Raw genomic sequence first — 24,023 nt, 5'->3', positions numbered from 1 at the left:
ACACAATGAAAAAAAAAATAGCAGTCTTATTTGGTGGAACATCTTCTGAAAGAGAAATTTCAATACAATCAGGAAATGTTATACTCCAAAGTCTAATAAAATCTGGTTTTGATGCACACGCAATTGATACACGTAATACGTCTATTTGTAATTTAAAAAAAGAACAGTTTGACAAAGTATATATTATGTTACACGGAAAAGGGGGTGAAGATGGGAGTATTCAAGGAGTTCTCGAATATCTCAATATACCTTATACTGGAAGTGGGATTATGGCTTCTGCAATATCTATAGATAAATTTAGAACTAAATTACTATGGAAATCTTGTAATTTACCCACAATACCTGATGTTTATATTAAAAAAAAAACTCAAAACTGTTGAGTTCTTCTATAATACAAAAAATATTAAAACTAGGATTTCCTATTTTGATAAAACCAAATAATCAAGGATCGAGCATAGGAATTACTTTAGTATCTTGTATAAAAGAATTGAGTAATGCCATTAATATTGTGTGTAGTTATAATGATGATATTTTAATTGAAAAATTTATAAAAGGAAAAGAATATACGATATCTATTTTAAACAACGAAATATTACCAATTATTCGTATTTATACAAACAATAATTTCTATGATTATAATGCTAAATACCAATCTTTTTCTACTCAATATTCATGTCCTAGTGGATTAAACATAGCGCAAGAAACAACACTAAAAAAAATAGCACTATTAGCATGGAAAACATTAAACTGCAAAGGATGTGGACGAGTTGATGTTATATTAGATGAAAAAAATCAATTTTGGTTACTAGAAGTAAATACTATACCTGGTATGACTCATCGTAGTCTAGTTCCAATGGCAGCTAAAGCAAGTGGAATATCATTTGATGAACTAGTTTTATTAATTTTAAACTTAAAGAAATCTAAAAACAACTATCCAAGTAAAACTTGTTAAATTTTATCTGATAAATAATAAAATAAAACTATTAATATCAAAAGATAATGGTTCAAAAAATTATTAAATAAATTAAAAATTTTTTAAATTATCAAATTTTATTATAGCATAAACATCAAAAACAATAACATTGTGTTTGATTAAAAAGTAATAACTAAAGTAATAAAGTACAGGCCAAAGAACAATGATTATATCAAAAGATAGAAAGTTAGTAGTCGGTTTAGAAGTTGGCACTACTAAAGTTGTCACTTTGGTGGGAGAAATATTAGTAGATAATACATTGAAAATCATTGGATATGGAATATGTTTATCAAAGGGAATTGATAAAGGAAGAATTAACAATTTAGATAAAATTGTTACATGTATACGCGAATCTATTAATCAAGCTGAAATTATGGCTGACTGTCATATTACTTCTGTATATCTTTCTTTATCTAACAAATATATACACTGTCAAAATGAAATAGGTATAGTTCCGATTTCTGAAGATGAAGTGACAAAAGAAGACATAGAAAATGTAATCCATACTGCAAAATCCGTTCAAATTCCAAATGAACATTATATATTACACGTCATTCCTCAAGAATATTCAATTGATCAACAATCTGGAATTAAAAATCCTATAGGACTATCTGGAGTACGCATGCAAGTAAAGGTACATTTAATTACTTGTGATCAAAATATAGCAAAAAATATTGTTAAAGCTATAGAAAGATGTGATGTAAAAGTTGATCAAATGATTTTTTCAGGTCTTGCTTCAAGCAAAGCTGTTTTAAATAAAGATGAACGTAAACTAGGTGTATGTATGATTGATATAGGAGGAGGAACGATAGATTTTACTATTTATATCGATGGTTATATACAACATAGTCAAGTTATTCCATATGCAGGAAATATTGTCACTAGTGATATTTCATATGCTTTTAATACGTCTGATTTTAATGCAGAAAAAATAAAAATGCAATATGGATCTGTAATAAAACCTTCTTTAGGGTCCTCTAAAAATATTGATTGCTCTAATATCAACAGTAATTTCCAAAAAATTTTACAACAAGATGCGTTGATAGAAGTTATTGAATCAAGATATATTGAATTACTAAATTTAGTAAAAGATAAAATTTTTAATATACAAAAAAAACTTCATAAACAAGGAGAAAAATATCAATTATCTAGTGGTATAGTATTAACGGGAGGTGGATCAAATATTCCATATTTAACTGATTGTTCAGAAAAAGTATTTAATAAAAAAGTACGTATTGCTAAACCTTTGAATATTTCTGGTTTAATAGAAAACATAAGTCAACCAGATTATGCTACAGTAATTGGCTTATTACATTATGCAAAAGAATTTTATATAAATATTGAAAAAAAACAAAAACAACTTTCTTTTTTTGAAAAATGGTTCAAAAAACTTAATAATTGGTTTAAAAAAGAATTTTAAAAACAATTAAATATACTTAAAACTCTATAAATAAATGATAGATAATGGAAACAAATTATGTTGGAACCTTTAGAAGCAAGCAACAACGCAATAATTAAAGTCATTGGTGTTGGAGGTGGTGGTGGAAACGCAGTTGAACATATGGTTAGAGAACGTATCGAAGGAGTTGAATTTTTTTCAGTTAATACTGATGCACAGGCCTTAAGAAAAATAGAGGTAGAGCAAACCATACAAATAGGTAACAACATCACAAAAGGATTAGGTGCAGGAGCTAATCCAGAAATTGGCCGTACTTCAGCAGAAGAAGATAAAGAATTATTAAAATCTGCTTTAGATGGTTCCGATATGGTTTTTATAGCTGCTGGAATGGGTGGAGGGACAGGTACTGGAGCTGCACCTGTAGTTGCAGAAATTGCAAAAGAATTAGGTATTTTAACTGTTGCTGTAGTTACAAAACCTTTTAATTTTGAAGGTAAGAAAAGAATGATTGTAGCAGAACAAGGCATTATAGAATTATCAAAATATGTAGATTCTTTAATTACTATTCCTAATGATAAATTATTAAAAGTACTCAATCGGGGTATTTCTTTACTTGATGCTTTTAGTGCTGCGAATAATGTTTTAAAAGGAGCTGTACAAGGTATTGCCGAGTTGATTACTAGACCTGGTTTAATGAATGTAGACTTTGCTGATGTACGTACTGTCATGTTAGAAATGGGATATGCAATGATGGGAACTGGTATATCATCAGGAGAAAATCGTGCAGAAGAAGCTGCCGAAATTGCTATATCTAGTCCTTTATTAGAAGATATAGATTTGTCTGGTGCACGCGGTGTATTAGTTAATATTACTGCTGGGTTTGATTTGAAATTAGATGAATTTGAAACAGTAGGAAATACTATTAGATCTTTCTCTTCTGATAATGCAACAGTAGTTATAGGAACTTCTTTAGATCCCGATATGAATGATACTCTGAGAGTAACAGTTGTTGCTACAGGTATTGGAATGGAAAAAAATTCAGATATTAATCAGATAAAAAATAAATCATCTAGAGAATTATTAATGGATTACCGATATCAATATTTAAATATTTCCCCAAAAAAAATAGATAAAATAACAAAAAACCAAGAAAAAACAAAAACAGAAAATAAAACACACAAAGAACCGGAATATTTAGATATTCCATCTTTTCTTCGTAAAAGATCAGATTAATCTCTTTGTATCACAAAAACGTATTTTTAAAAAAATTCCAATTAAGTATTGATGAATTATCTTTGTATCTTAATAGCCTGTGCCAATAACAAAAAAATTTATTGGTACATGGGCTAATTTTTAAACAATAAAACATATAAAATATATAAAAAATATTTATTTATGCTAAAATAAACATTTTATGTATTCTAAGAATAAGAATGAAAAATAAATATAAAAACTATATTAGTTTTACTGAAAAAGCAGCGAATAAAATAAATGATTTTATCAAAACAAAAAAAAATAATAACTTAAAGTTAAGAATATATATTAGTGGAGGTGGATGTAGTGGTTTTCAATATCAATTTATTTTTGACGACAAAGTAACCAAAGATGATATCATAATAAATCAATTCAATGTATCATTAGTGATTGATCCTATTAGTGCTCAATATTTATATGGAGGTAAAATCGATTATTTAGAAAACCTAGAAGGTTCTAAATTTATAGTATCTAATCCGAATGCAAAAAATACATGTGGATGTGGTTCATCATTTAGCATTTGAAAAATATATCAATAACACAATAATTTTAATAATTCAATATACATGATAAGAATATGAAAATTGGAATAATAGGCGCAATCAATCAAGAAATTAAAACATTAAAAAACATGATGTTTCCATACACAAAAAAAAAAATTGGAAATTGTAAAATTTATATAAGTATTTTTAAAAAAAATAATATCTTTTTAGTAAAATCAGGAATAGGTAAAGTTTCTTCTAGCATAGCATGTATGATTCTTATCAATTTGTATAAAATAGACATTATTATTAATAGTGGATCCGCCGGAAGTTTAATTACATCATTAAATGTTGGCGATATTGTCATTCCAAAAAAAATATGTTATCACGATGTAAATTTAACAAATTTTGGTTATTCTCTAGGGCAAATACCTAAATATCCACAAAATTTTTTAATAAAAAAAGATATATATATATATATAAAAAATATTACTAAAAAAATTAAATTAACATTTAATACAGGACTAATAATTAGTGGAGATACTTTTATTAATAACAATTTATCTATAAAAAAATTAAAAAATCAATTTCCTTCTGCAGTAGCTGTTGATATGGAATCAGCCGCAATAGCACAAGTGTGTTATCAATTTACAATTCCTTTAATTTGCATAAAAACTATTTCTGATTTATCTGATGTCAACGCAACTGTAAATTTTAAAAAAAATATTAGTACTGCATCTTTTCGATCTTTTCAAATAGTAAAAATAATTTTAGAAAATATAGTAAAAATATAAAAAGTATATAAATCAAAGTAATAAAAGTTAGTATTATTATAATTTTTTTGATAATCTTATCGAAAATATTTTTTAAAATTTTTTTAATTAATGATATTAGATAAATTTTAAAAATTAATTTATTTCGATAAAATCACTTTCCTTCTTTTAAATAATTTAATAAAAAAATCTATTATCACAATATACTTAGAATTTTGTATTAATACAAAAAATCTATAACGTTATATTTTATAGGATAAAAAAATAATACCATGAATTGCAAAAAAATATGGCATGAAAAACTTTATTGTCATTTTGGACAACATTTTTTAATTGACGAACTATTATATAAAAAAAAAACTAATTATCAAGAAATAATGATATTCAAGAATTCTTTTTTTGGTAACATTATGGTAATAGATGACGTTGTTCAAACAACTGAAAAAGATGAATTTATATATCATGAAATGTTAACTCATATTCCTGTATTTTCTCATGGGTTAATAAAAAATGTCTTAATAATAGGAGGAGGAGATGGAGGTATACTACGCGAAGTATGTAGACATAAAACAATTGAAAATATTACTATGGTTGAAATTGATCATGAAATTATTGATATATGTAAAAAATTTTTTCCTAATCATAGTAAAAATTCTTATAAAGACTCACGTTTAAAATTAATTATTGACGATGGTTTAAACTTTACAAACAAAACCAAAGAAAAATTTGATTTAATTATATCAGATTCAACAGATCCTATAAAATATGGAAAAAATTTATTTTCATCAAAATTTTACTTAAACTGTAAAAATTGTCTTGATAAGAATGGTATTTTTGTGGCACAAAATGGTGTGTTTTTTTTACAAAAAAAAGAAACTTTTCTGACTTTAAAAAATTTAAAAAAACACTTTCATGACACAAGTTTTTATCATGCAACTATTCCAACTTATTATGGAGGAATAATGATGTTTGCATGGGGTACTAACAATATAGAATATCGTAAAAACACTCTCAAAAACCTACAATCACGTATAAAAAATGCAAAATTAGCTTTTAATTACTATAATGCTAAAATTCATATCAGCAGTTTTTATTTGCCTGAATATATTATTAATGAATTAGACAAAAATTAAAATCCTTTCATAGGAGAATAATTAAATTGCAAAAACTAAAATTATATGGCTTTAATAATTTAACTAAAAGCCTAAGTTTTTGTATCTATGATATTTGCTATGCGAATACTAATGATTCACGTAACGGTTATATTTCTTATATTGATGAACAGTATAATGCTATTCGATTAACTAAAATACTAAGAAAAACTTGTTCAATTATTGGTGCTAATGTTTTAAATATATTTCATCAAGATTATGAACCACAAGGTGCAAGTGTAACTATTTTAGTTTGTGAAGAACCAATAAATATAGATAAAATTAATGTATTAAACGACAATATAATATCATCTTCTGTTGTTGCTCATTTAGATAAAAGTCATATATGTGTGCATACATATCCAGAAAGCGATCCACAAAGTGGAATTTGCACATTTCGAGCAGATATTGAAATTTCAACATGTGGGATTATATCACCTCTTAACGCTTTAAATTATCTTATACATAAATTAGAATCTGATATTGTTACTATTGAATATCGTGTTAGAGGATTTACTCGAGATATTAATGGTATCAAACACTTTATTGATCATGACATTAATTCAATTCAAAATTTTATGTCCGATAACATAAAAGCCATGTATGATATGGTCGATGTCAACGTATATCAAGAAAATATTTTTCATACTAGAATGTTATTAAGAGAATTTAATTTAAAAAATTATTTATTTAATATTAATTTACAAGATTTAAAAAAAGAACAACAATCTCATATAATTAATTTATTATGGAAAGAAATGAGAGAAATATATTACGGCAGAAATATAACTGAAAATAAAGTTAATTTTTCGTAAAGTTATAATAATTACAAAAGATATGTTATGAAAAACGTGAATTTTTTCCGTCTTCGTAAGAAATATTTTTTTAGAGTTATTTATTAATTTTTTAATATTGTACATTTATCAAAACTTTTAAGTTATCTAATAAAAAACTTTTCATTAGATAACTTTAAAAAAGTTATTTTTTAGATTTCACATTTAATAAATCTGTTATAGTTCCTTGAAAAATTTCTGCAGATAAACCAATTGATTCAGATAAAGTAGGATGAGCATGAATAGTTAATGCGATATCTTCTACATTACAACCCATTTCAATTGCAAGACTAACTTCACCAATTAATTCACCTGCATTAGTACCTATAATAGAACCACCAATAATTTCATTATTATTTTTATTAAAAATTAATTTTGTCATACCTACAGTAGCATTACAAGCAACCGCTCTTCCAGATGCATTCCAAGGAAAAATCGAGACTTCATAATCTATATTGTTTTTTTTTGCTTCTTTTTCATTTAATCCTACACAAGCAATTTCTGGTTCTGTATACGATACTAATGGTATGACTTTAGGTTCAAAATAATGATTTTTACCAGAAATAACTTCTGCTGCAATATGTCCTTCATGTATGCCTTTATGGGCTAACATAGGGGGACCTGTGACATCACCAATAGCATAAATATGAGATATATTTGTTTGTAATTGTTGATTTGTTTCAATAAATCCAAAATTATTAATTTTTATTCCTATTTTATCTAGTCCTATTTCATGAATATTTGGAGTTCTTCCAATAGCTACCAATATTGCATCATAAGATACATATCTTTTATTAATATCGTTTTCTATTATTTTTACCATTAATTTATTATTTATTGATTTAATTTTTTCTACATGAGTATTAAGTATTAAATTAAATCTATTATTAATAGATTTTATATATAAATCACTGACATCTTTATCTACTGAAGGTAAAAAATGTTTAAAACGATCAATTACATCAACTTTAGAACCCAATGCACTGTATATAGTCGCCATTTCAAGTCCAACAATTCCAGCCCCTATAATTAAAAAACGATTCGGTATATTTTTCAACATTAAAGCATCAGTCGAATTCCAGATTCTGACATCATCGTTAGGTATAGAAGAAATTTTAATAGGATGAGAACCAGTAGCAATAATTGCATGTTCAAAAAAAATAGTAATTTTTTTCTCTTTATTTATCACTACAAGACTTTTATCCGTATTAAAAATAGCACTTCCTTGAACAACTTGTATTTTTCTTTTTTTTTGCATATTAGATAAACCAGTCGTCAATTTGCTGACAATGGTTTCTTTCCAACTTCTAATTTTCTCAATGTTAATTAATGGCGGATTAAATGACACTCCTGTTGTATGTAATTCTTTTGATTCTTTAATTACCTTTGCTATATGTAACAATGCTTTAGAAGGAATACAACCTACATTTAAACAAACACCACCTAATTTATTATAACGTTCTATTAAAATTGTATCTAAGCCTAAATCTGAACAACGAAAAGCTGCAGAATATCCAGCAGGTCCTGAGCCAATCACAACAACTTTTGTATAAATTTCTTGATGCATCTTAACCTCTTTAAAAAAAATTAACACAATTTTTTTGATAAATAATAAATTACATAATTAAAAAATGCATATCAGAAAGTAATTTCCCAATAAATGTAACAAAACGTGCTGCATCAGCACCATTAATTACACGATGATCATAAGACAAAGACAATGGTAACATTAAAGAAGGAATAAATTCTTTACCATTCCATAAAGGTTTTATCTTAGATTTTGAAACACCAAGAATAGCTATTTCAGGTGAGTTAATAATGGGAGAAAACCAAGTTCCTCCAATACCGCCTAAGTTAGATATCGTAAAAGATCCTTGTGTCATATCGGATGAATTTAATTTATTGTGTCGTGCTTTTTCTGCTAAATTTATTAATTCAAAAGATAACTGTTTAATATTCTTTTTATCAACATCTTTTAATACAGGTACAAATAAACCATCTTTTACATCTACAGCAACTCCTATATTAATGTATTTATTCAAAACGATTTTTTTCTTATTATCAGATAAAGAACTATTAAAAATAGGATATTTTTTTAATGCATAAGCAACTACTTTAAGTATAAAAACTAATATCGTAACATTATTTTTAACATTGTTTTCAGCATTATATTTTTTACGAAATTGTTCTAAAATTGTAATATCAAATTCGTCAAAATGTGTAACATGAGGTATGTTTTTCCAATTTTTTTCTAATCTTACACCAACAATTTTTTGAAGGCTACTTAATTCAATTTCTGATTTTTGTATTATATTTAAAATAGCAGAATTAATCGTATTGCTTTCTTTTAAATTCGTTTGTTTTAATTGATTTACATATAACTCAACATCTTCTTTTAGAATACGATTTTTACGACCAGTAGGGACGACATTTTGTAATTCAATATTCAAATTTCTTGCTAAACGTCTTATGAAAGGAGTAGCGTGTACAACCACACTTTTATTTAATTTATGAGAGTTAACAAATGTATCTTGTTTTAAGGGTTTTTCCTCTATTGTAGATAAATTTTCATTTTTTTTAGTTTGATAGGAATTTATATTATTTATTTTTAAACTCATTAAAATAGAAGAAGTTTTAACTTTATCACCAATTTTTATAAAAATCTTTTTTACCATTCCTGATATAGGAGACGGTATCTCCATAGAAGCTTTTTCTCCTTCCACAGTAATTAATCCTTGTTCTATTTCTACCATATCATTAACATTTACCAGAATTTCTATGATTTCTACTTCATCTAAACCAATATCAGGCATTTTTACTTCAATATCCACTGTTTTTACCTCTTAAGCTAAACGCGGATTAATTTTATCGATATTAATATTAAATTTAATAATTGCATCTTCTACTACTTTAGTCTGAATACTATTTAATTTAGCTAGTAAATTCAAAGCTGCTACTACAATATAATATGCGTTAACCTCAAAATGATTACGTAACTTATCACGACTATCGGAACGACCAAAACCATCTGTTCCTAATACATGATATTCTTGAGCCGGAATGTAATGACGAATTTGTTCTGCAAATAACTTCATATAATCAGTAGCTGCAACAGCAGGATGTTGATTCATCACCTTTTTAATATAAGCTATTTTATTTTTTTCATGAGGGTGTAACATATTCCATCTTTCACAATCTGCACCATTTCTAGCTAACTCTGTAAAAGACGTAACACTATATATATCCGTTGTTATTAGATAGTCTTCGAGTAAAATTTCTGCAGCTTTACAAACAGAACGTAGAATTGCACCAGAACCCATTAACTGTATTTTTATATTTGTACCATGTAAAGTTTTTAATTTATAAATACCTTTACAGATTCCTTTTTCTGCATTTTTAGGCATAGCAGGCATATGGTAATTTTCATTAACAGTAGTAATATAATAATATATATTTTCTTGTAAAGGACCATACATACGTCTTAATCCATCTTGTATAATCACAGCAACTTCATATGCAAAAGCAGGATCATAAGATATACAATTAGGAACTGTTAAAGATTGTATATGACTATGACCATCTTCATGTTGTAATCCTTCGCCATTTAAAGTAGTTCTTCCTGAAGTTCCACCTATTAAAAAACCTCTTGCTTGCTGATCTCCAGCAGCCCAAAATAAATCTCCTATTCTTTGAAAACCAAAAATTGAATAATAAATATAAAAAGGGATCATAGGAAAATCATTCGTACTATAAGAAGTAGCAGCTGCTAACCAAGATGCAGCAGCACCTAATTCATTTATTCCTTCTTGGAAAATTTGACCTTTTTTTGATTCTTTATAATATGCTAATTGTTCTCGATCTTGAGGAATATACTTTTGACCGTTAGAACTATAAATACCAATTTTTCGAAATAATCCTTCCATTCCAAATGTACGTGCTTCATCGGCAACAATAGGCACTATTAAATTTTTTATATCATTACTTTTTAAAAGTATATTTAAAACACGTATAAAAGCTATAGTTGTAGAAATTTTCTTATTTTGTTCTATTAACAATAATTTAAAATCTATTAAATCGGGTAAAATTAACTCATGAGTAAATTTAGATAAACGAAAAGGAACATAACCACCTAATTTTTTTCTTTGAGTATGTATATAATTATATTCTTTAGAATTTGGTTTAAAAGTAATATATGGTAATTGATCTAAATCATTATTTGATATAGGAAGATTAAAACGATCTCGAATATATGCTATACCATTAGTATTAATTTTTTTTATTTGATGTGCTATATTTTTACCTTCTGCAATAGTTCCCATACCATATCCTTTGACAGTATGTGCTAAAATTACTGTAGGTTTATCTTTTGTTTTTTGTGCTTTTTTAAATGCATTAAATATTTTTTTAGGATCATGACCTCCTCTATTTAACTCCCATATTTCTTGATCTGACATATGTTTAACTAATTCTGATGTTTCCTTATATTTTCCAAAAAAATATTTTCTAACATACGCACCATCTTTAGATTTAAAAGTTTGATAATCTCCATCAATTGTTTCATTCATTAATTGAATTAATTTTCCAGTTGTATCTCGTTTTAATAAATCATCCCATTTACTTCCCCATATTACTTTTATTACATTCCATCCTGCGCCATAAAAAAAACTTTCTAATTCATTTATAATTTTTCCGTTTCCTACTACTGGACCATCTAACCTTTGTAAATTACAATTTATTATAAATATTAAATTGTCTAGTTTTTCTCGAAAAGCTATAGAAATAGCACCTTTAGATTCTGGTTCATCCATTTCACCATCTCCTAAAAAAGCGTAAACTACTTGATTTTTAGTGTCTTTTAATTCTCTATCTTGTAGATATTTTAAAAATTTAGCTTGATAAATTGCACATATAGGACCTAAACCCATAGATACAGTTGGAAATTGCCAAAAATTAGGCATTAATTTAGGATGAGGATACGAAGGTAAACCTTTTCCATCAACTTCTTGTCTAAAATTATTTAATTGTTCTTCTGATAAACGTCCTTCCAAAAAGGAACGAGCATAAATACCAGGAGAAATATGACCTTGAAAATAAATTAAATCACCACCATCTCTTTTATTTTTAGCTCGAAAAAAATGGTTAAAACAAACTTCGTATATTGTTGCTGAAGATTGAAAAGATGATAAATGCCCACCTAGTTCTAAATTTTTTTTTGATGCACGCAATACTATCATCATGGCATTCCAACGAATTACAGAACGAATACGTCGTTCTAAAATAAGATCTCCAGGATATTCATATTCATCTTTACTAGAGATAGTATTAATGTAATCACTAGTAAAAAAATATCTGAAAAATTCAGATCTATTTATTTTAGATTTTTTTAAAATTTGTTCGATTAAAAAATAAGCTCTTTTATAACCTTCTTTACAAATCACAGATTCAATAGCCTGTATCCAATCGCTAGTTTCAATTGGATCCACGTCATCATATAAACGTTTTAACATGCTATAAATTCCTTATACATTTTATGTATTTAACGATTAAATTAAGGTTTAATATAAATACTATTATAAAATAATTTCTTCATTAGTTTATGATAATTATTTTACATATATTATTAAGAAAACATTAATTATATATTTTTAAAAAAATCAATAAAATTAATCATATATAAATACAGTTAATTTTATTGATTTTAATAAATAAATCTTTTTATAAAGATAATACAAATCACTCTTTAAAAATATCAAAAATACAATTTTCTTGTTCATTTACTCTGATAAAAGTAGTTCTTTTTGTTAATTCCTTTAGTTTTTCAGCTCCAACATAAGTACAAGTAGAACGTATACCGCCTAAAATATCACGTATAGTAACATGGACATCACCACGAAAAGGTATTTTAACAGTTTTACCTTCAGAAGCCCTATATCCCTTAATTTCTCCTGAATAACGCTTCATAGCAGAGATAGAACTCATTCCATAAAACAACATATATTTTTTAGATTTTTCTTCTACTATCCTTCCTGAACATTCATTATGTCCAGACAGCATACCACCTAACATAACAAAATCTGCTCCACCACCAAACGCTTTAGCAATATCTCCAGAAACAGAACAACCTCCATCACTAATAATTTGACCATTTAATCCATGCGCTGCATCGGAACATTCTATAACTGCCGAAAGTTGAGGATAACCAACACCAGTTTTAACTCTCGTTGTACACACAGAACCCGGTCCAATACCTACTTTCACTATATCCGCTCCAGAAATTATTAACTCTTCAACCATTTCTCCAGTCACAACATTACCTGCACAAATAATTTTATCAGGAAAAAAATCTCTGACTAATTTTAAAAAAGAGACGAAATATTCAGAATAACCATTAGCAACATCAATACAAATATATTTTAACTCCGAAGATAATAAAAAAATTTTTTTAATTTTTACAAAATCATCTTTAGATGTTCCAATTGACACAATTACATAATTTAATATATCTTTAGAAGATGATAAAATGAAATTTTTCCATTCTTCAAAAGAATAATATTTATGTATCGCTGTAAGTATTTTAAAACCTGATAAAGCTTGTGCCATTTGAAAAGTTCCTATCGTATCCATATTTGCAGCAATCAGAGGAATTCCTGACCATGTCAAAGGGGAATATTTAAAAGAAAAAGTACGAATTAAATCTACTTGAGAACGACTTTTTAAAATAGAACGTTTTGGTCGAATCAATACATCTTTAAAACCTAATTTAATATCTTCTTCAATACGCATAAAATTAGAATCCTAATAAAAATATATAATTACAGATATTATATAAAAACAACATTGAATACAAAAAATATGACTTATATTGTAGCACTTACTGGAGGCATTGGTAGTGGCAAAACTACGGTCTCTAATAGTTTTAAAAAAATAGGTGTCAATATTATTGACACAGATGCAATTGCAAAAAAGATTATAAAATATAATGATAAAATATCAGATGCTATAAAAAAAAAATTGGAAAAAAAATATTAAAATCAAACAACACAATTGATAGATTGTCTTTAAGAGAACATATTTTTAACAACCAAAATGATCGATTATGGTTGGAAAATTTACTACATCCTAAAATTTATCGAGAAAGCAAAAAACAAATACAACTGGTTAAAGAACATTGGTGTTTATGGGTAGTACCTTTGTTAATTGAAAAAAAATTACAACATATACCGAATAGAATTCTTTTAGTAGATACCACTCTCAAAAACCAAATAAAACGCGTGATAAAAAGAGATAAAATCAGTATACAAAGTGCTAAGAAAATTATTTCTGCACAAGCTTCAAGAAAAGAAAGAATTGCCATATCAGATGATATTATTTTTAATAAAAACAGTATTCATCAAATAAGAAAATATGTTGATTATTTTAATTTGTTTTATTCATATTTATCAAAAAAAAATAATCAAAAACAAACAATCAGCATAAAAAAAAATTATTTAACAAGGTTTTATTAATATATGGACTTTTTAAGTTTAAATATAATGGCAATATTTTTTTATATAATTTTATTAAAAAAATTTATATTGTTTTTAAAAGTTAACAAAATATTGAAATTTTCCGGTGAAAATGCATTAGAATCTAGATTCTAGAATACTCTCAAATATAAAAATATTTTTCTTTAACATAAATTTTTTCTTTCAATTTATATATTAAAAAAATATAATTTTAACGATGCTTGACAATACATATACTTTTGCGATTGAAAACATTTAAATGTTAGAATTTTAATTCTAACTTATTTTAATAATTCTCTTTTTAATGCAGATATTATATTTTTATGTTTGTTTAATTTTACCAATTAGAAATTCCCATAAATGTTTTTTATATTTCCTGGTTGGTATAGAACTCTTTTATCATCATTCTAATTTCTATATTTAAACATTTTATTTATATCTTATTTTTAAAATATCACTTGATTTGTAATAATTTAATTTTTATAAAGCACCATGACAATACTTGTATTTTTTTCCTGAACCACATATACAAAGTATGTTTCGACTAATTTTTGTCCATTTAGAAGAGCTTGAATATGATAAATCTTGATGCAAAGACATATACTTTTTTACATCAGATAAATTAATTTTATTCAAGCAAGACACTACTTCGTATTGTAATGATTCTAACATGTCAGAAAACATATTAAAAGATTCACGTTTGTATTCTTGTTTAGGATCTTTTTGAGCATATCCACGTAAATGAATACCTTGTCTTAAATAATCCATCGCTGATAAATGATCTGTCCAAAGAGAATCTAAAGTTTGTAACATAATAGCTTTTTCTATATTTCTTATATTATTTTCACCAATTAATTTTTCTTTTTTATTATAATTACTTTTTGCATAATTAAGAATTTTATTTTTAATATCTTCAATTTTTAAACTAGAATTTTTATTGAACTCATCCCAAATAGATATATGCAAATTAAAATCAGTATTTAGTTTATTTTCTAATCTAATAATAGATTCTTTCTTTACATTTTTATTTTTTAAAATGTAACTATCCATAGTTCTAATTAATACATTTTTTAAAATTTTATAAATAATTTGTTTAATATTTTTTGAATCAAGTAATTGATTTCTTTTAGAATATATTAAACAACGTTGTTCATTAATAACATTATCATATTCCAATAATTGTTTTCTGATATCAAAATTTCGATTTTCTACTTTTTTTTGAGCATTTTCTATTGCTTTTGTTACCCAGGGGTGCTCAATAGCTTCATTAAAAGATAATCCTAATTTGCGCATCATATGAATCATTTTATCAGATGCAAAAATCCTCATTAATGTATCTTCCATAGAAAGATAAAAACGAGAAGATCCACTATCTCCTTGACGACCAGAACGCCCTATCAATTGATTATCAATACGACGTGATTCATGACGTTCAGTACCAATTATATGTAATCCACCTGCAGACACAACTAAATCATGTTCTTTTTTCCACTTTTTTTTTATTTCTTTAATTTTATTAGGATATTTTTTTGACACTCGATTTAATTCAGCATCTAAATTTCCTCCAAGAACTATATCTGTACCACGTCCTGCCATATTAGTAGCAATAGTTATTGCTTTAGATTTCCCTGCTTGTGCTATAATATCTGCTTCTTTATCGTGAAATTTGGCATTTAAAACATTATGTCTAATATTTAATCTTTTTAAGATTTTAGAAATCATTTCTGATTTTTCAATAGAAACAGTTCCCACCAGTACAGGTTGATTCGATTTTATACATCTTTGTATATCCTTAATAATAGCCTTCATTTTTTCTTGTTCAGTGATATATACTAAGTCTGACATATCTTTCCGTATCATAGGCTTATTTGTTGGTATGATTACAGTATTAAGATTATAAATTAAACTAAATTCATAAGATTCAGTTGCCGCAGTTCCTGTCATACCTGCAATTTTTTTGTACAAACGAAAATAGTTTTGAAAAGTAATAGAAGCTAATGTTTTGTTTTCACTTTTTATCGAAACATTTTCTTTTGCTTCTATCGCTTGATGTAATCCATCTGACCATCGACGTCCCGGCATAGTGCGTCCTGTATGCTCATCTACAATAACTATATTATCGTCTTTTACAATATAATCTACATCTCGAATAAATAACTTATGTGCACGAAGTGCAGATAAAATATGATGCATTAACACTATATTATTTGAAGAATATAAAGAATCTCTTTTTTTTATCATCTTTTTTTCAAATAATATTCTTTCAAATTCAATTAATCCTCTTTCTGTAAGATGTACTTGTTTGGATTTTTCATCAATAAAAAAATGTCCTTTGCCTTGAAACACCTCTGAATCTTCTTTTTTTTGCAATATTAAAAGAGGTACAATTTTATTGATTTCCTCATATAAATCAGAACTATCTTCTGAAGTACCTGAAATAATTAAAGGTGTTCTAGCCTCATCAATTAAAATTGAATCTACTTCATCTACTAATGCATAATTTAACCCCCTTTGAACTCTTTCTTCAGGGAAAGAAACCATATTATCACGTAAATAATCAAATCCATATTCATTGTTTGTTCCATAAGTAATATCAGATAAATAAGATTTTTTTTTAGATAAAAAAGACATGTCAGGTAAATTTAAACCAACTGTTAAATCTAAAAATTGAAATAATTCAGTATTTTTTTTAGCATCTCTACGTGCTAAATAATCATTCATAGTAACTATGTGAACACCGTTTCCTGTCAATGCATTTAAATAAGCAGGTAATGTAGATGTAAGTGTTTTTCCTTCTCCTGTACGCATTTCTGCGACACATTGGTTATTTAAAACAATTCCACCAAGTATTTGTACATCAAAATGACGCATATTAAACACACGTTTACTAGCTTCTCGAACGGTAGCAAAAGCTTCTGGTAATAAATCATCTAATGATTCACCATTGCTTAGTCGTCTACGAAATATTTTCGTGTTGTTTTTTAATTGTTGATCTGAAAATTTTTCAAAAACTTTTTCTAATTTATTAATAGAAAATAATATTTTTTCATATTTTTTTAAAATACGATTGTTACGACTACCAAATATTTTAGTAAAAATTTTAATTAACATATTATAATTCTCATATTAAATCTTTTTAAATGAATTAATTTTTAAAAAAATGTTTATTATTTTTACACCTTTTAACTATTTGAAATTTATTTATAAATTAATGTTTAGAAAAAAATTCTAATGCATAAAACATTAATAAATAAAATTTAAATTTTTAATGTATAAAAAGATCTTTTAACCAGAATAAAAAAGATTTTTTTTTGTTTTTAAATTTTTCAAAATAATCTATAGGTTTTTTTAGAAAACAATTTTTTTTATCTTTTTTAGACCATATAGGTATAAATCGATTATGATTATCACTTTTTGTACAAAATAATTTTCCTGAACTATCTATATAAAACATATCAATATTTTTCGGAGGATTTAATATTAAATTTTTTGGATTGTGATATTGAAGATATTTTTTATAGATTTGCATTGCACCAGAAGAACTATATAATCGAGTTGTTTTATTATTATCCCTACCTATCCAAATGATTACTACTTGCTTTCCATCAATACCAACAAACCAATTATCTACTAAGTTATTTGTTGTTCCAGTTTTTCCTGCTAAATTAATATTTTTAAAAACTTTTCCTAATGATTTTGCAGTTCCACTTTTTATTACTTGTTGCATAGCGTATAATGTTAAATAAGAAGCTTCAGAAGAAATTATATGTTTCGATGTAGGTAAACTTTGATATAAAATTTGATTATTATCAGTAACAACAGATCTAACTGAAGATAATGATGATTTAAAACCACTATTAGAAATAATTTGAAAAACTTGAGCAATTTCAATTGGAGTTAAATTAATAGCTCCTAAAGATATAGATGGATATGGAGTAAGGTATTCTCTAGACACACCCAAACGTAACCAACTATCAATTAACTTATTTAATCCTATATCTAAACTTAGATTCACTGTTGGTATATTAATTGAGTTAACTAAAGCATCTAATAACATCACTTTTCCACTAAAATGATAATTATTATTATTAGGTATCCAATATTTACCATTTTTTAATTTAATTGAAATAGGTGTATCAGAAATCCAGGTGTTTAAATTATATTTATCTGGTTGTGATAAAGCGGTTAAATATGTTATTGGTTTAGATAATGAACCAATTGCACGACGTGCGTGTAAAGCACGATTATAACCGTTAAATTTTACTTTAGAACCGCCAATTAAAGCTTGAACTTCTCCGGTAAATTTGTCTATAACGACCATAGCAACTTCTAAATCTTTTAATTGTTTTTGTTTTTTTAATATAGGCATTCCTATTTTTACTGCTTTTTCTGCTGCATTTTGAGATACAAAATCTAAAGTAGTAAAAATTTTTACACCTGAATATTTTTCAATGGAATAATTAATTTTTTTTTTTAATTCAGTATTAACAAGTTGAACAAAAGCAGGATGAGAAGTAACAACATCACCTCTACATTGAACGTTCAAAGAACGTTTACATAAATCTTGATAGATTTTTTTCGTAAATAATTTTTGATTATACAATGAAGATAGTACTAAATTTCTTCTTTTCATTGCAATACTAGGATTAGTCCAAGGATTATATAAAGAAGCTCCTTTAACCATTCCTACTAATAAAGCATATTGATCTAAAGTTAATTCATCTATTGGTCGACCAAAATAATAAATACTAGCAAGCGGAAATCCTCGAATTTGTTCATCACCATCTTGTCCCAAATACACTTCATTTAAATATAGTTCTAAAATTCGATTTTTTGTGTAAAAATAATCTAAAATTAATGCCATATAGATTTCATTTACTTTTCTAAAAATTGAACGAGTATTAGTCAAAAAAAGATTTTTAACTAATTGTTGCGTAAGAGTACTACCACCTTGAATCGTATGTCCTGCTGTCAAATTTGCTAAGAAGGCACGACCAATAGAATATATATTAATACCTTCATGTTTATAAAAATTCTTATCTTCAATTGTTAATAAAGTTTTAACTAAAATTTTAGGAAACTTATCATAAGACTGAAATATGCGTTGTTTTCTATCAGGAGTTTTTAACATAGTAATTAACTTCGGTTCTAATCGAAAAAAATTAAAATCACGATTATTTTCAATATTAGTAATTTTTGTTAAAATATTGTTCTTAAAACATAACCTCGTATAAACTTCTTTTTCTTTAATATCAGGAAAATCAAAAGATCGTCGTATAAATTCTATTTGATTTTTGTGTATACTATATTCTCCTGGTAACATTACAGTATTGACTTTTTTATACATAGTATCATTTAAAAATTGTAAGACTTCTGTTTGAGAATATAAACTTCCTGGTTCTAAGTTGATAATACGAGAATATATGGAAGTAGGAAAACTCCATACTTTTCCATCAATTAATTTACTTATTTTGATATACAAATATAATCCATAGAAAATAAATAAAAGCAAGCCTAAAGAAGACATTTGTATTAAAAGATTTTTTTTTTATTTATGTACATTACGTTTTCCCCAATTTGTTTTATATTAAAAATAAATACTGATTTTCAGAAATGTTATTGAAATATATCATTTATATAAAAAATAGAGTCATACGTTTTGATTGGTAGATGAAAATGCAAAGGATAATCTACTTTCGTTAAATATAAACCTTTAGCTGGTGCTGTCATGCCTGCAAAACGTCTATTTTTTTTTCTTAATAACTTTTGGATACAAAAGTCTTTTTTATTAGATGTACCAATTTCAATTAAAGAACCGACAATATTTCTAACCATATGATATAAAAAAGAATTAGCTGTAATATCAATTATTACCCAATCACAAAAACGACGAACATTTAATTTTGTAATATTTCTCCAAGGGGAATGAGATTGACAATTAAGTGCTCTAAAAGATGTAAAATCATGTTCTCCTAATAAAAATTGAGATTCAAAATTCATCTTTTTTGCATTTAAGGTTCTATAAAAATGATATGCTCGATTTCGAAAAATAGCAGTTCGAGAATTATTATTATATATAACATAACGATAAGAACGTGAAATAGCACTATAACGAGCATGAAATTCTTTTGAAACTGTTTTTGCCCACATAATAGAAATATGTGGAGATAAATAATTATTTGTACCTATCGTCCATGACTTCTTTTCTCGAATAGATTTAGTATAAAAATGTATTACTTGTCCTATACCATGAACGCCAGTATCAGTACGTCCTGCACATGTAACTTTTATTTTATGATTAGCTATGCGAGATAACGCTGTCTCTATTTCTTCTTGAATACTAGGAACATTTTTTTGACGTTGCCATCCATGATAAAAAGTTCCGTCATATTCAACACCTAAAACTATTTTTTTCATATATTATTTTATCTAAAAGTAATACTCATTATATACTTTACAGTACAATAAATCTGTTTTTTAAAAAATCATGTATAAAATATATTAAAATATAGTTAATATTAAAATTATTTATTATAATGAATTCTTTTACTTAAAAAAAATTTTTACTATATATACCTAAACTAATAAAATTAGATCTAGAAAACATATATTATAAAAAAATATTTTTAACAAATTGTTTTAAAATAAATCCATAAAAAATAATAAACCACACATATTCTTTACTAACATCATATTTAAAATTTAATTTTTAGCACATATATTATCTCGGAGAGAGTTATGGAAAAAGAAAAAAATAAAAAAACATCATCTTTAAATGTTCTTTCTATTGCCGGTTTAAAACCGTATCAAAAAAAAATAGACGAACAATATATGAATGAAGATCAAATGTTACACTTTCATAAAATTCTTGAAACATGGAAAAACCAATTAAAAGTTGAAATCAACCATACTCTACTCTACATACAAGATAAAGCTACTAATTTTCCTGATCCCATTGATAGAGCAACACAAGAAGAAGAATTCAGCTTAGAGTTACGCAATCGAGATCGCAGTCGAAAGTTAATTAAAAAAATTGAAATGACTTTAAAAAAAATACAAAATAAAGATTTTGGTTACTGTACTTCTTGTAGTATTGAAATTGGTATTCGACGTTTAGAAGCGAGACCTACTGCTAATCTTTGTATTGATTGTAAAACATTAGCAGAAATTAGGAAAAAACAAATGACTGGTTAGACATAAATATTTTAAAACAATTAAAACATTTTAATAAGGATACTCGGTTTTTGAAATTATTACGAGTATCCTATATAAATTAATATTTACAATGTAAAGTTTAAAACGTAATTAATTAAGGTGCAAATGGAAAACATTACGATTTCTAAATTAACCTCTTGGAAAAAAAATAAAAAAAAAATTGCTGCTATCACAGCTTATGATTTTAGTTTCGCTAAATTATTTTCTAATCAAGGGATACCTGTTATACTTGTAGGTGACTCTCTTGGAATGACTATACAAGGCCATAATTCTACATTACCAGTAACAGTTAAAGATATTAAATATCATACCCAATCAGTCAGAAAAGGGGCCCCAAATGTTTTTTTATTATCTGATTTACCTTTTATGTCTTATTTTACAAGTACACAAGCAATTCAGAATGCAGCTAAAATTATACAATCTGGGGCAAACATGATCAAAGTAGAAGGAGGGAAATGGTTAATCACTATTATTAAGGAATTATCCGAAAGATCAATATTAGTATGTGGTCATTTAGGATTAACACCTCAATCATTTAATTTTTTAAGTGGATATAAAGTTCAAGGAAAAAATGAAAAAGATGCCAATAAATTAATAGAAGAAGCATTCTTATTAGAAGAAGCGGGTATTCGAATGCTTGTTTTAGAATGTATTCCAGCACTATTAGCAAAACAAATAACAGAAAATTTATCTATACCCGTAATTGGAATAGGAGCAGGTAATAGTACTGATGGACAAATACTTGTCATGCATGACTTATTAGGGATAACTGACGGTAAAATACCTAAATTTTCAAAAAATTTTCTTGCTGAAAACGGGAGTATTCAAAACGCCGTGCAAAAATACATAAAAGAAGTACAAACAGGTCTATATCCTGATAAAATATATAGTTTTTAAGAAATAGAGTAAAAATAAATGCATATAATAAAAAAAATACATACTTTACATAAAAAAATAAAAATATTCAAAAAAACAAAAAAAAAGATAGGATTTGTTCCTACAATGGGTAATTTACACAATGGTCATATAAAATTAATTTTATTATCACAAAAATATTCAGATATTATTATTGTAAGTATTTTTATTAATCCAATGCAATTTAATAATTTATTGGATTTAAAAAATTATCCTAAAACTTTTAAAAAGGACTGTAAAATATTACGAAATACTGGTATTGATATTCTTTTTTTTCCTGAGATAAATGAAATTTATCCTAACGGATTTAAAAATCACACATTTGTTAACGTTCCTATATTATCTAAAATTGTAGAAGGTGAATCGCGTCCTGGACATTTTGTAGGTGTTACAACAATTGTTTCAAAATTTTTTAATATAATACAACCTAATTTTTCTTTTTTTGGAGAAAAAGATTATCAGCAATTATTAATTATAAAAAAACTTGTAAAAGAATTAAATTATATGGTAAAAATAGTAAGTTTATCTACAATACGATTAAAAAATGGACTCGCTTTAAGTTCTAGAAATAATTATTTAACTTGTGAAGAACAAAAAATAGCACCTTATTTGTATAAAATCATCAGAAAAACATCAAAAAAAATTATCAAAGAAAACATAGATAACAGAGCAGAAATTATTAATCAATCTAAATTAGATTTAATAAAAAAAGGTTTTTTAATAGATATATTTAATTTATACGATCGTGAAACACTAAATTTATCATCTAAAAATAGTAAAAAAATGATTATTCTCGCTTCTGTTTGGTTGGGAAAAACTCGTTTAATTGACAATAAAAAAATCTTTTAAGTCGCATAAAATTATTTATTTTTCAAAAATTACTTTTCCTATATATGGTAAATATCGGTAAGATTGAGCATAATCAATTCCATAACCTACAATAAAATCATCTGGAATAGAAAAACCTATGAAATCAACATTAATATTCACTTCACGACATTCTGGTTTATCTAAAAGAGTGCAAATTGATAGTGATTTTGGTTTTCTAAGTTTTAGAATATCTAGCACCTTACTTAAGGTTTTTCCTGAATCAATGACATCTTCTACTATCAATACGTGTTTATTATAAATATCTTCATCTAAATCTTTTATGATTTTTACGTCACCACTAGATACTATTCCTCGTCCATAACTAGAGGTTGTCATAAAATCTATTTCATGTTGGATTTCAATCCTACGACACAAATCCGCTATAAACACGAAAGAACCACGTAACAATGCAATTAATATCATCGTATTTGTACTATTTTTATACTTTTTGGTAATTTCTTGACCTAATTCTCGAACACGAGCATCTAGTGCTTTTTCTGAAATAATAACTTTAATAATATGTTTCATAATATAAAAGAAATTTTTAATGTACGTGAATTTAATTATATTGAAAATTTGAAATAATTATAGTGGTTTTCACTTAAAATGCATACAGAATAATAAACAACTGAATTTTGAATAATACCGATAAA

General features: G+C 25.9%; 17 protein-coding genes and 2 pseudogenes. 11 read left to right on the top strand and 8 right to left on the bottom strand.

The features are described 5' to 3' along the window. The first annotated feature begins 5 nt into the window (after positions 1 to 5). The 7 genes and pseudogenes from ATN01_RS01080 to speD all read left to right on the top strand — a co-directional run bounded on the left by ATN01_RS01080 (position 6) and on the right by speD (position 6,847). A pseudogene (locus tag ATN01_RS01080) lies at positions 6 to 952 on the top strand (D-alanine--D-alanine ligase). 184 nt (positions 953 to 1,136) lie between these two features. Next, positions 1,137 to 2,393, top strand: a complete 1,257-nt coding sequence (gene ftsA, locus ATN01_RS01075; protein ID WP_075433261.1) for a cell division protein FtsA — start codon at positions 1,137 to 1,139, stop codon at positions 2,391 to 2,393. Positions 2,394 to 2,450: 57 nt separating this feature from the next. Further along, entirely contained in the window at positions 2,451 to 3,605 is a 1,155-nt protein-coding gene (gene ftsZ / locus ATN01_RS01070) for a cell division protein FtsZ (protein ID WP_075433260.1), read from the top strand. A gap of 200 nt (positions 3,606 to 3,805) precedes the next feature. After that, positions 3,806 to 4,150, top strand: a complete 345-nt coding sequence (erpA, locus tag ATN01_RS01065; protein WP_075433259.1) for an iron-sulfur cluster insertion protein ErpA — start codon at positions 3,806 to 3,808, stop codon at positions 4,148 to 4,150. Between the two features lie 53 nt (positions 4,151 to 4,203). After that, complete coding sequence (locus ATN01_RS01060; RefSeq protein WP_075433258.1) at positions 4,204 to 4,902, top strand: 5'-methylthioadenosine/adenosylhomocysteine nucleosidase; 699 nt, start codon at positions 4,204 to 4,206, stop codon at positions 4,900 to 4,902. 251 nt (positions 4,903 to 5,153) lie between these two features. Further along, the gene (gene speE, locus ATN01_RS01055; protein WP_075433257.1) at positions 5,154 to 6,014 is read left to right on the top strand and encodes a polyamine aminopropyltransferase; all 861 of its coding nucleotides are present in this window, start codon (positions 5,154 to 5,156) and stop codon (positions 6,012 to 6,014) included. Between the two features lie 17 nt (positions 6,015 to 6,031). Continuing rightward, positions 6,032 to 6,847, top strand: coding sequence for an adenosylmethionine decarboxylase (speD, locus tag ATN01_RS01050; protein ID WP_154021182.1), 816 nt, complete (start codon positions 6,032 to 6,034; stop codon positions 6,845 to 6,847). Positions 6,848 to 7,010: 163 nt separating this feature from the next. On the opposite strand, the gene lpdA is transcribed toward speD, so the two are convergent. The 4 genes from lpdA to ATN01_RS01030 all read right to left on the bottom strand — a co-directional run bounded on the left by lpdA (position 7,011) and on the right by ATN01_RS01030 (position 13,648). Then, complete coding sequence (gene lpdA, locus ATN01_RS01045) at positions 7,011 to 8,432, bottom strand: dihydrolipoyl dehydrogenase (RefSeq protein ID WP_075433255.1); 1,422 nt, start codon at positions 8,430 to 8,432, stop codon at positions 7,011 to 7,013. 49 nt (positions 8,433 to 8,481) lie between these two features. Then, positions 8,482 to 9,696 (bottom strand): 2-oxo acid dehydrogenase subunit E2, encoded by a 1,215-nt coding sequence (locus ATN01_RS01040; RefSeq protein ID WP_203415004.1) that lies wholly within the window; start codon positions 9,694 to 9,696, stop codon positions 8,482 to 8,484. Positions 9,697 to 9,708: 12 nt separating this feature from the next. Next, entirely contained in the window at positions 9,709 to 12,372 is a 2,664-nt protein-coding gene (gene aceE / locus ATN01_RS01035; RefSeq protein WP_075433254.1) for a pyruvate dehydrogenase (acetyl-transferring), homodimeric type, read from the bottom strand. 226 nt (positions 12,373 to 12,598) lie between these two features. Continuing rightward, the gene (locus tag ATN01_RS01030; protein WP_075433253.1) at positions 12,599 to 13,648 is read right to left on the bottom strand and encodes a GMP reductase; all 1,050 of its coding nucleotides are present in this window, start codon (positions 13,646 to 13,648) and stop codon (positions 12,599 to 12,601) included. Positions 13,649 to 13,717: 69 nt separating this feature from the next. On the opposite strand from ATN01_RS01030, the pseudogene coaE reads away from it, so the two are divergent. Next, positions 13,718 to 14,370 (top strand): annotated as a pseudogene (gene coaE, locus ATN01_RS01025) (dephospho-CoA kinase). A 480-nt stretch (positions 14,371 to 14,850) separates the two neighbouring features. Here the strand turns inward: coaE and secA are convergent. The 3 genes from secA to truA all read right to left on the bottom strand — a co-directional run bounded on the left by secA (position 14,851) and on the right by truA (position 20,787). Continuing rightward, on the bottom strand, positions 14,851 to 17,481 hold the full coding sequence (gene secA / locus ATN01_RS01020; protein ID WP_075433252.1) for a preprotein translocase subunit SecA: 2,631 nt from the start codon (positions 17,479 to 17,481) through the stop codon (positions 14,851 to 14,853). A 154-nt stretch (positions 17,482 to 17,635) separates the two neighbouring features. Then, entirely contained in the window at positions 17,636 to 19,897 is a 2,262-nt protein-coding gene (gene mrcB / locus ATN01_RS01015) for a penicillin-binding protein 1B (RefSeq protein ID WP_075433251.1), read from the bottom strand. Positions 19,898 to 19,986: 89 nt separating this feature from the next. Beyond that, positions 19,987 to 20,787 carry a tRNA pseudouridine(38-40) synthase TruA gene (truA, locus tag ATN01_RS01010; protein ID WP_075433250.1) on the bottom strand — a complete coding sequence of 267 codons (801 nt, stop codon included), beginning with the start codon at positions 20,785 to 20,787 and terminating at the stop codon, positions 19,987 to 19,989. A 321-nt stretch (positions 20,788 to 21,108) separates the two neighbouring features. On the opposite strand from truA, the gene dksA reads away from it, so the two are divergent. The 3 genes from dksA to panC all read left to right on the top strand — a co-directional run bounded on the left by dksA (position 21,109) and on the right by panC (position 23,349). After that, complete coding sequence (dksA, locus tag ATN01_RS01005; RefSeq protein WP_075433249.1) at positions 21,109 to 21,564, top strand: RNA polymerase-binding protein DksA; 456 nt, start codon at positions 21,109 to 21,111, stop codon at positions 21,562 to 21,564. A gap of 126 nt (positions 21,565 to 21,690) precedes the next feature. Next, entirely contained in the window at positions 21,691 to 22,482 is a 792-nt protein-coding gene (panB, locus tag ATN01_RS01000; RefSeq protein ID WP_075433248.1) for a 3-methyl-2-oxobutanoate hydroxymethyltransferase, read from the top strand. An 18-nt stretch (positions 22,483 to 22,500) separates the two neighbouring features. Further along, positions 22,501 to 23,349, top strand: a complete 849-nt coding sequence (gene panC, locus ATN01_RS00995; protein WP_075433247.1) for a pantoate--beta-alanine ligase — start codon at positions 22,501 to 22,503, stop codon at positions 23,347 to 23,349. 15 nt (positions 23,350 to 23,364) lie between these two features. Here the strand turns inward: panC and hpt are convergent, their stop codons facing one another. Next, a complete protein-coding gene (hpt, locus tag ATN01_RS00990; protein ID WP_075433246.1) occupies positions 23,365 to 23,898 on the bottom strand; it encodes a hypoxanthine phosphoribosyltransferase in 534 nt (177 codons plus the stop codon). Positions 23,899 to 24,023: the final 125 nt, after the last annotated feature.

Origin of the sequence: Buchnera aphidicola (Diuraphis noxia) (assembly GCF_001700895.1) — a bacterium.
Classification (GTDB): domain Bacteria; phylum Pseudomonadota; class Gammaproteobacteria; order Enterobacterales; family Enterobacteriaceae; genus Buchnera; species Buchnera aphidicola_D.
The sequence above is the reverse complement of the archived record's forward strand: the minus strand, read 5'-3'. Positions and strand labels throughout refer to the sequence as shown.

Excerpts from the sequence above, each read along its gene's own strand:
- aceE (WP_075433254.1), bottom strand. The coding sequence starts at position 12,372 with ATGTTAAAACGTTTATATGATGACGTGGATCCAATTGAAACTAGCGAT.
- truA (WP_075433250.1), bottom strand. The coding sequence starts at position 20,787 with ATGAAAAAAATAGTTTTAGGTGTTGAATATGACGGAACTTTTTATCAT.
- speE (WP_075433257.1), top strand. The coding sequence starts at position 5,154 with ATGAATTGCAAAAAAATATGGCATGAAAAACTTTATTGTCATTTTGGA.
- ATN01_RS01030 (WP_075433253.1), bottom strand. The coding sequence starts at position 13,648 with ATGCGTATTGAAGAAGATATTAAATTAGGTTTTAAAGATGTATTGATT.
- erpA (WP_075433259.1), top strand. The coding sequence starts at position 3,806 with ATGAAAAATAAATATAAAAACTATATTAGTTTTACTGAAAAAGCAGCG.
- ftsZ (WP_075433260.1), top strand. The coding sequence starts at position 2,451 with ATGTTGGAACCTTTAGAAGCAAGCAACAACGCAATAATTAAAGTCATT.
- hpt (WP_075433246.1), bottom strand. The coding sequence starts at position 23,898 with ATGAAACATATTATTAAAGTTATTATTTCAGAAAAAGCACTAGATGCT.
- mrcB (WP_075433251.1), bottom strand. The coding sequence starts at position 19,897 with ATGTCTTCTTTAGGCTTGCTTTTATTTATTTTCTATGGATTATATTTG.
- ATN01_RS01060 (WP_075433258.1), top strand. The coding sequence starts at position 4,204 with ATGAAAATTGGAATAATAGGCGCAATCAATCAAGAAATTAAAACATTA.
- dksA (WP_075433249.1), top strand. The coding sequence starts at position 21,109 with ATGGAAAAAGAAAAAAATAAAAAAACATCATCTTTAAATGTTCTTTCT.
- lpdA (WP_075433255.1), bottom strand. The coding sequence starts at position 8,432 with ATGCATCAAGAAATTTATACAAAAGTTGTTGTGATTGGCTCAGGACCT.
- panC (WP_075433247.1), top strand. The coding sequence starts at position 22,501 with ATGCATATAATAAAAAAAATACATACTTTACATAAAAAAATAAAAATA.
- secA (WP_075433252.1), bottom strand. The coding sequence starts at position 17,481 with ATGTTAATTAAAATTTTTACTAAAATATTTGGTAGTCGTAACAATCGT.
- ftsA (WP_075433261.1), top strand. The coding sequence starts at position 1,137 with ATGATTATATCAAAAGATAGAAAGTTAGTAGTCGGTTTAGAAGTTGGC.
- panB (WP_075433248.1), top strand. The coding sequence starts at position 21,691 with ATGGAAAACATTACGATTTCTAAATTAACCTCTTGGAAAAAAAATAAA.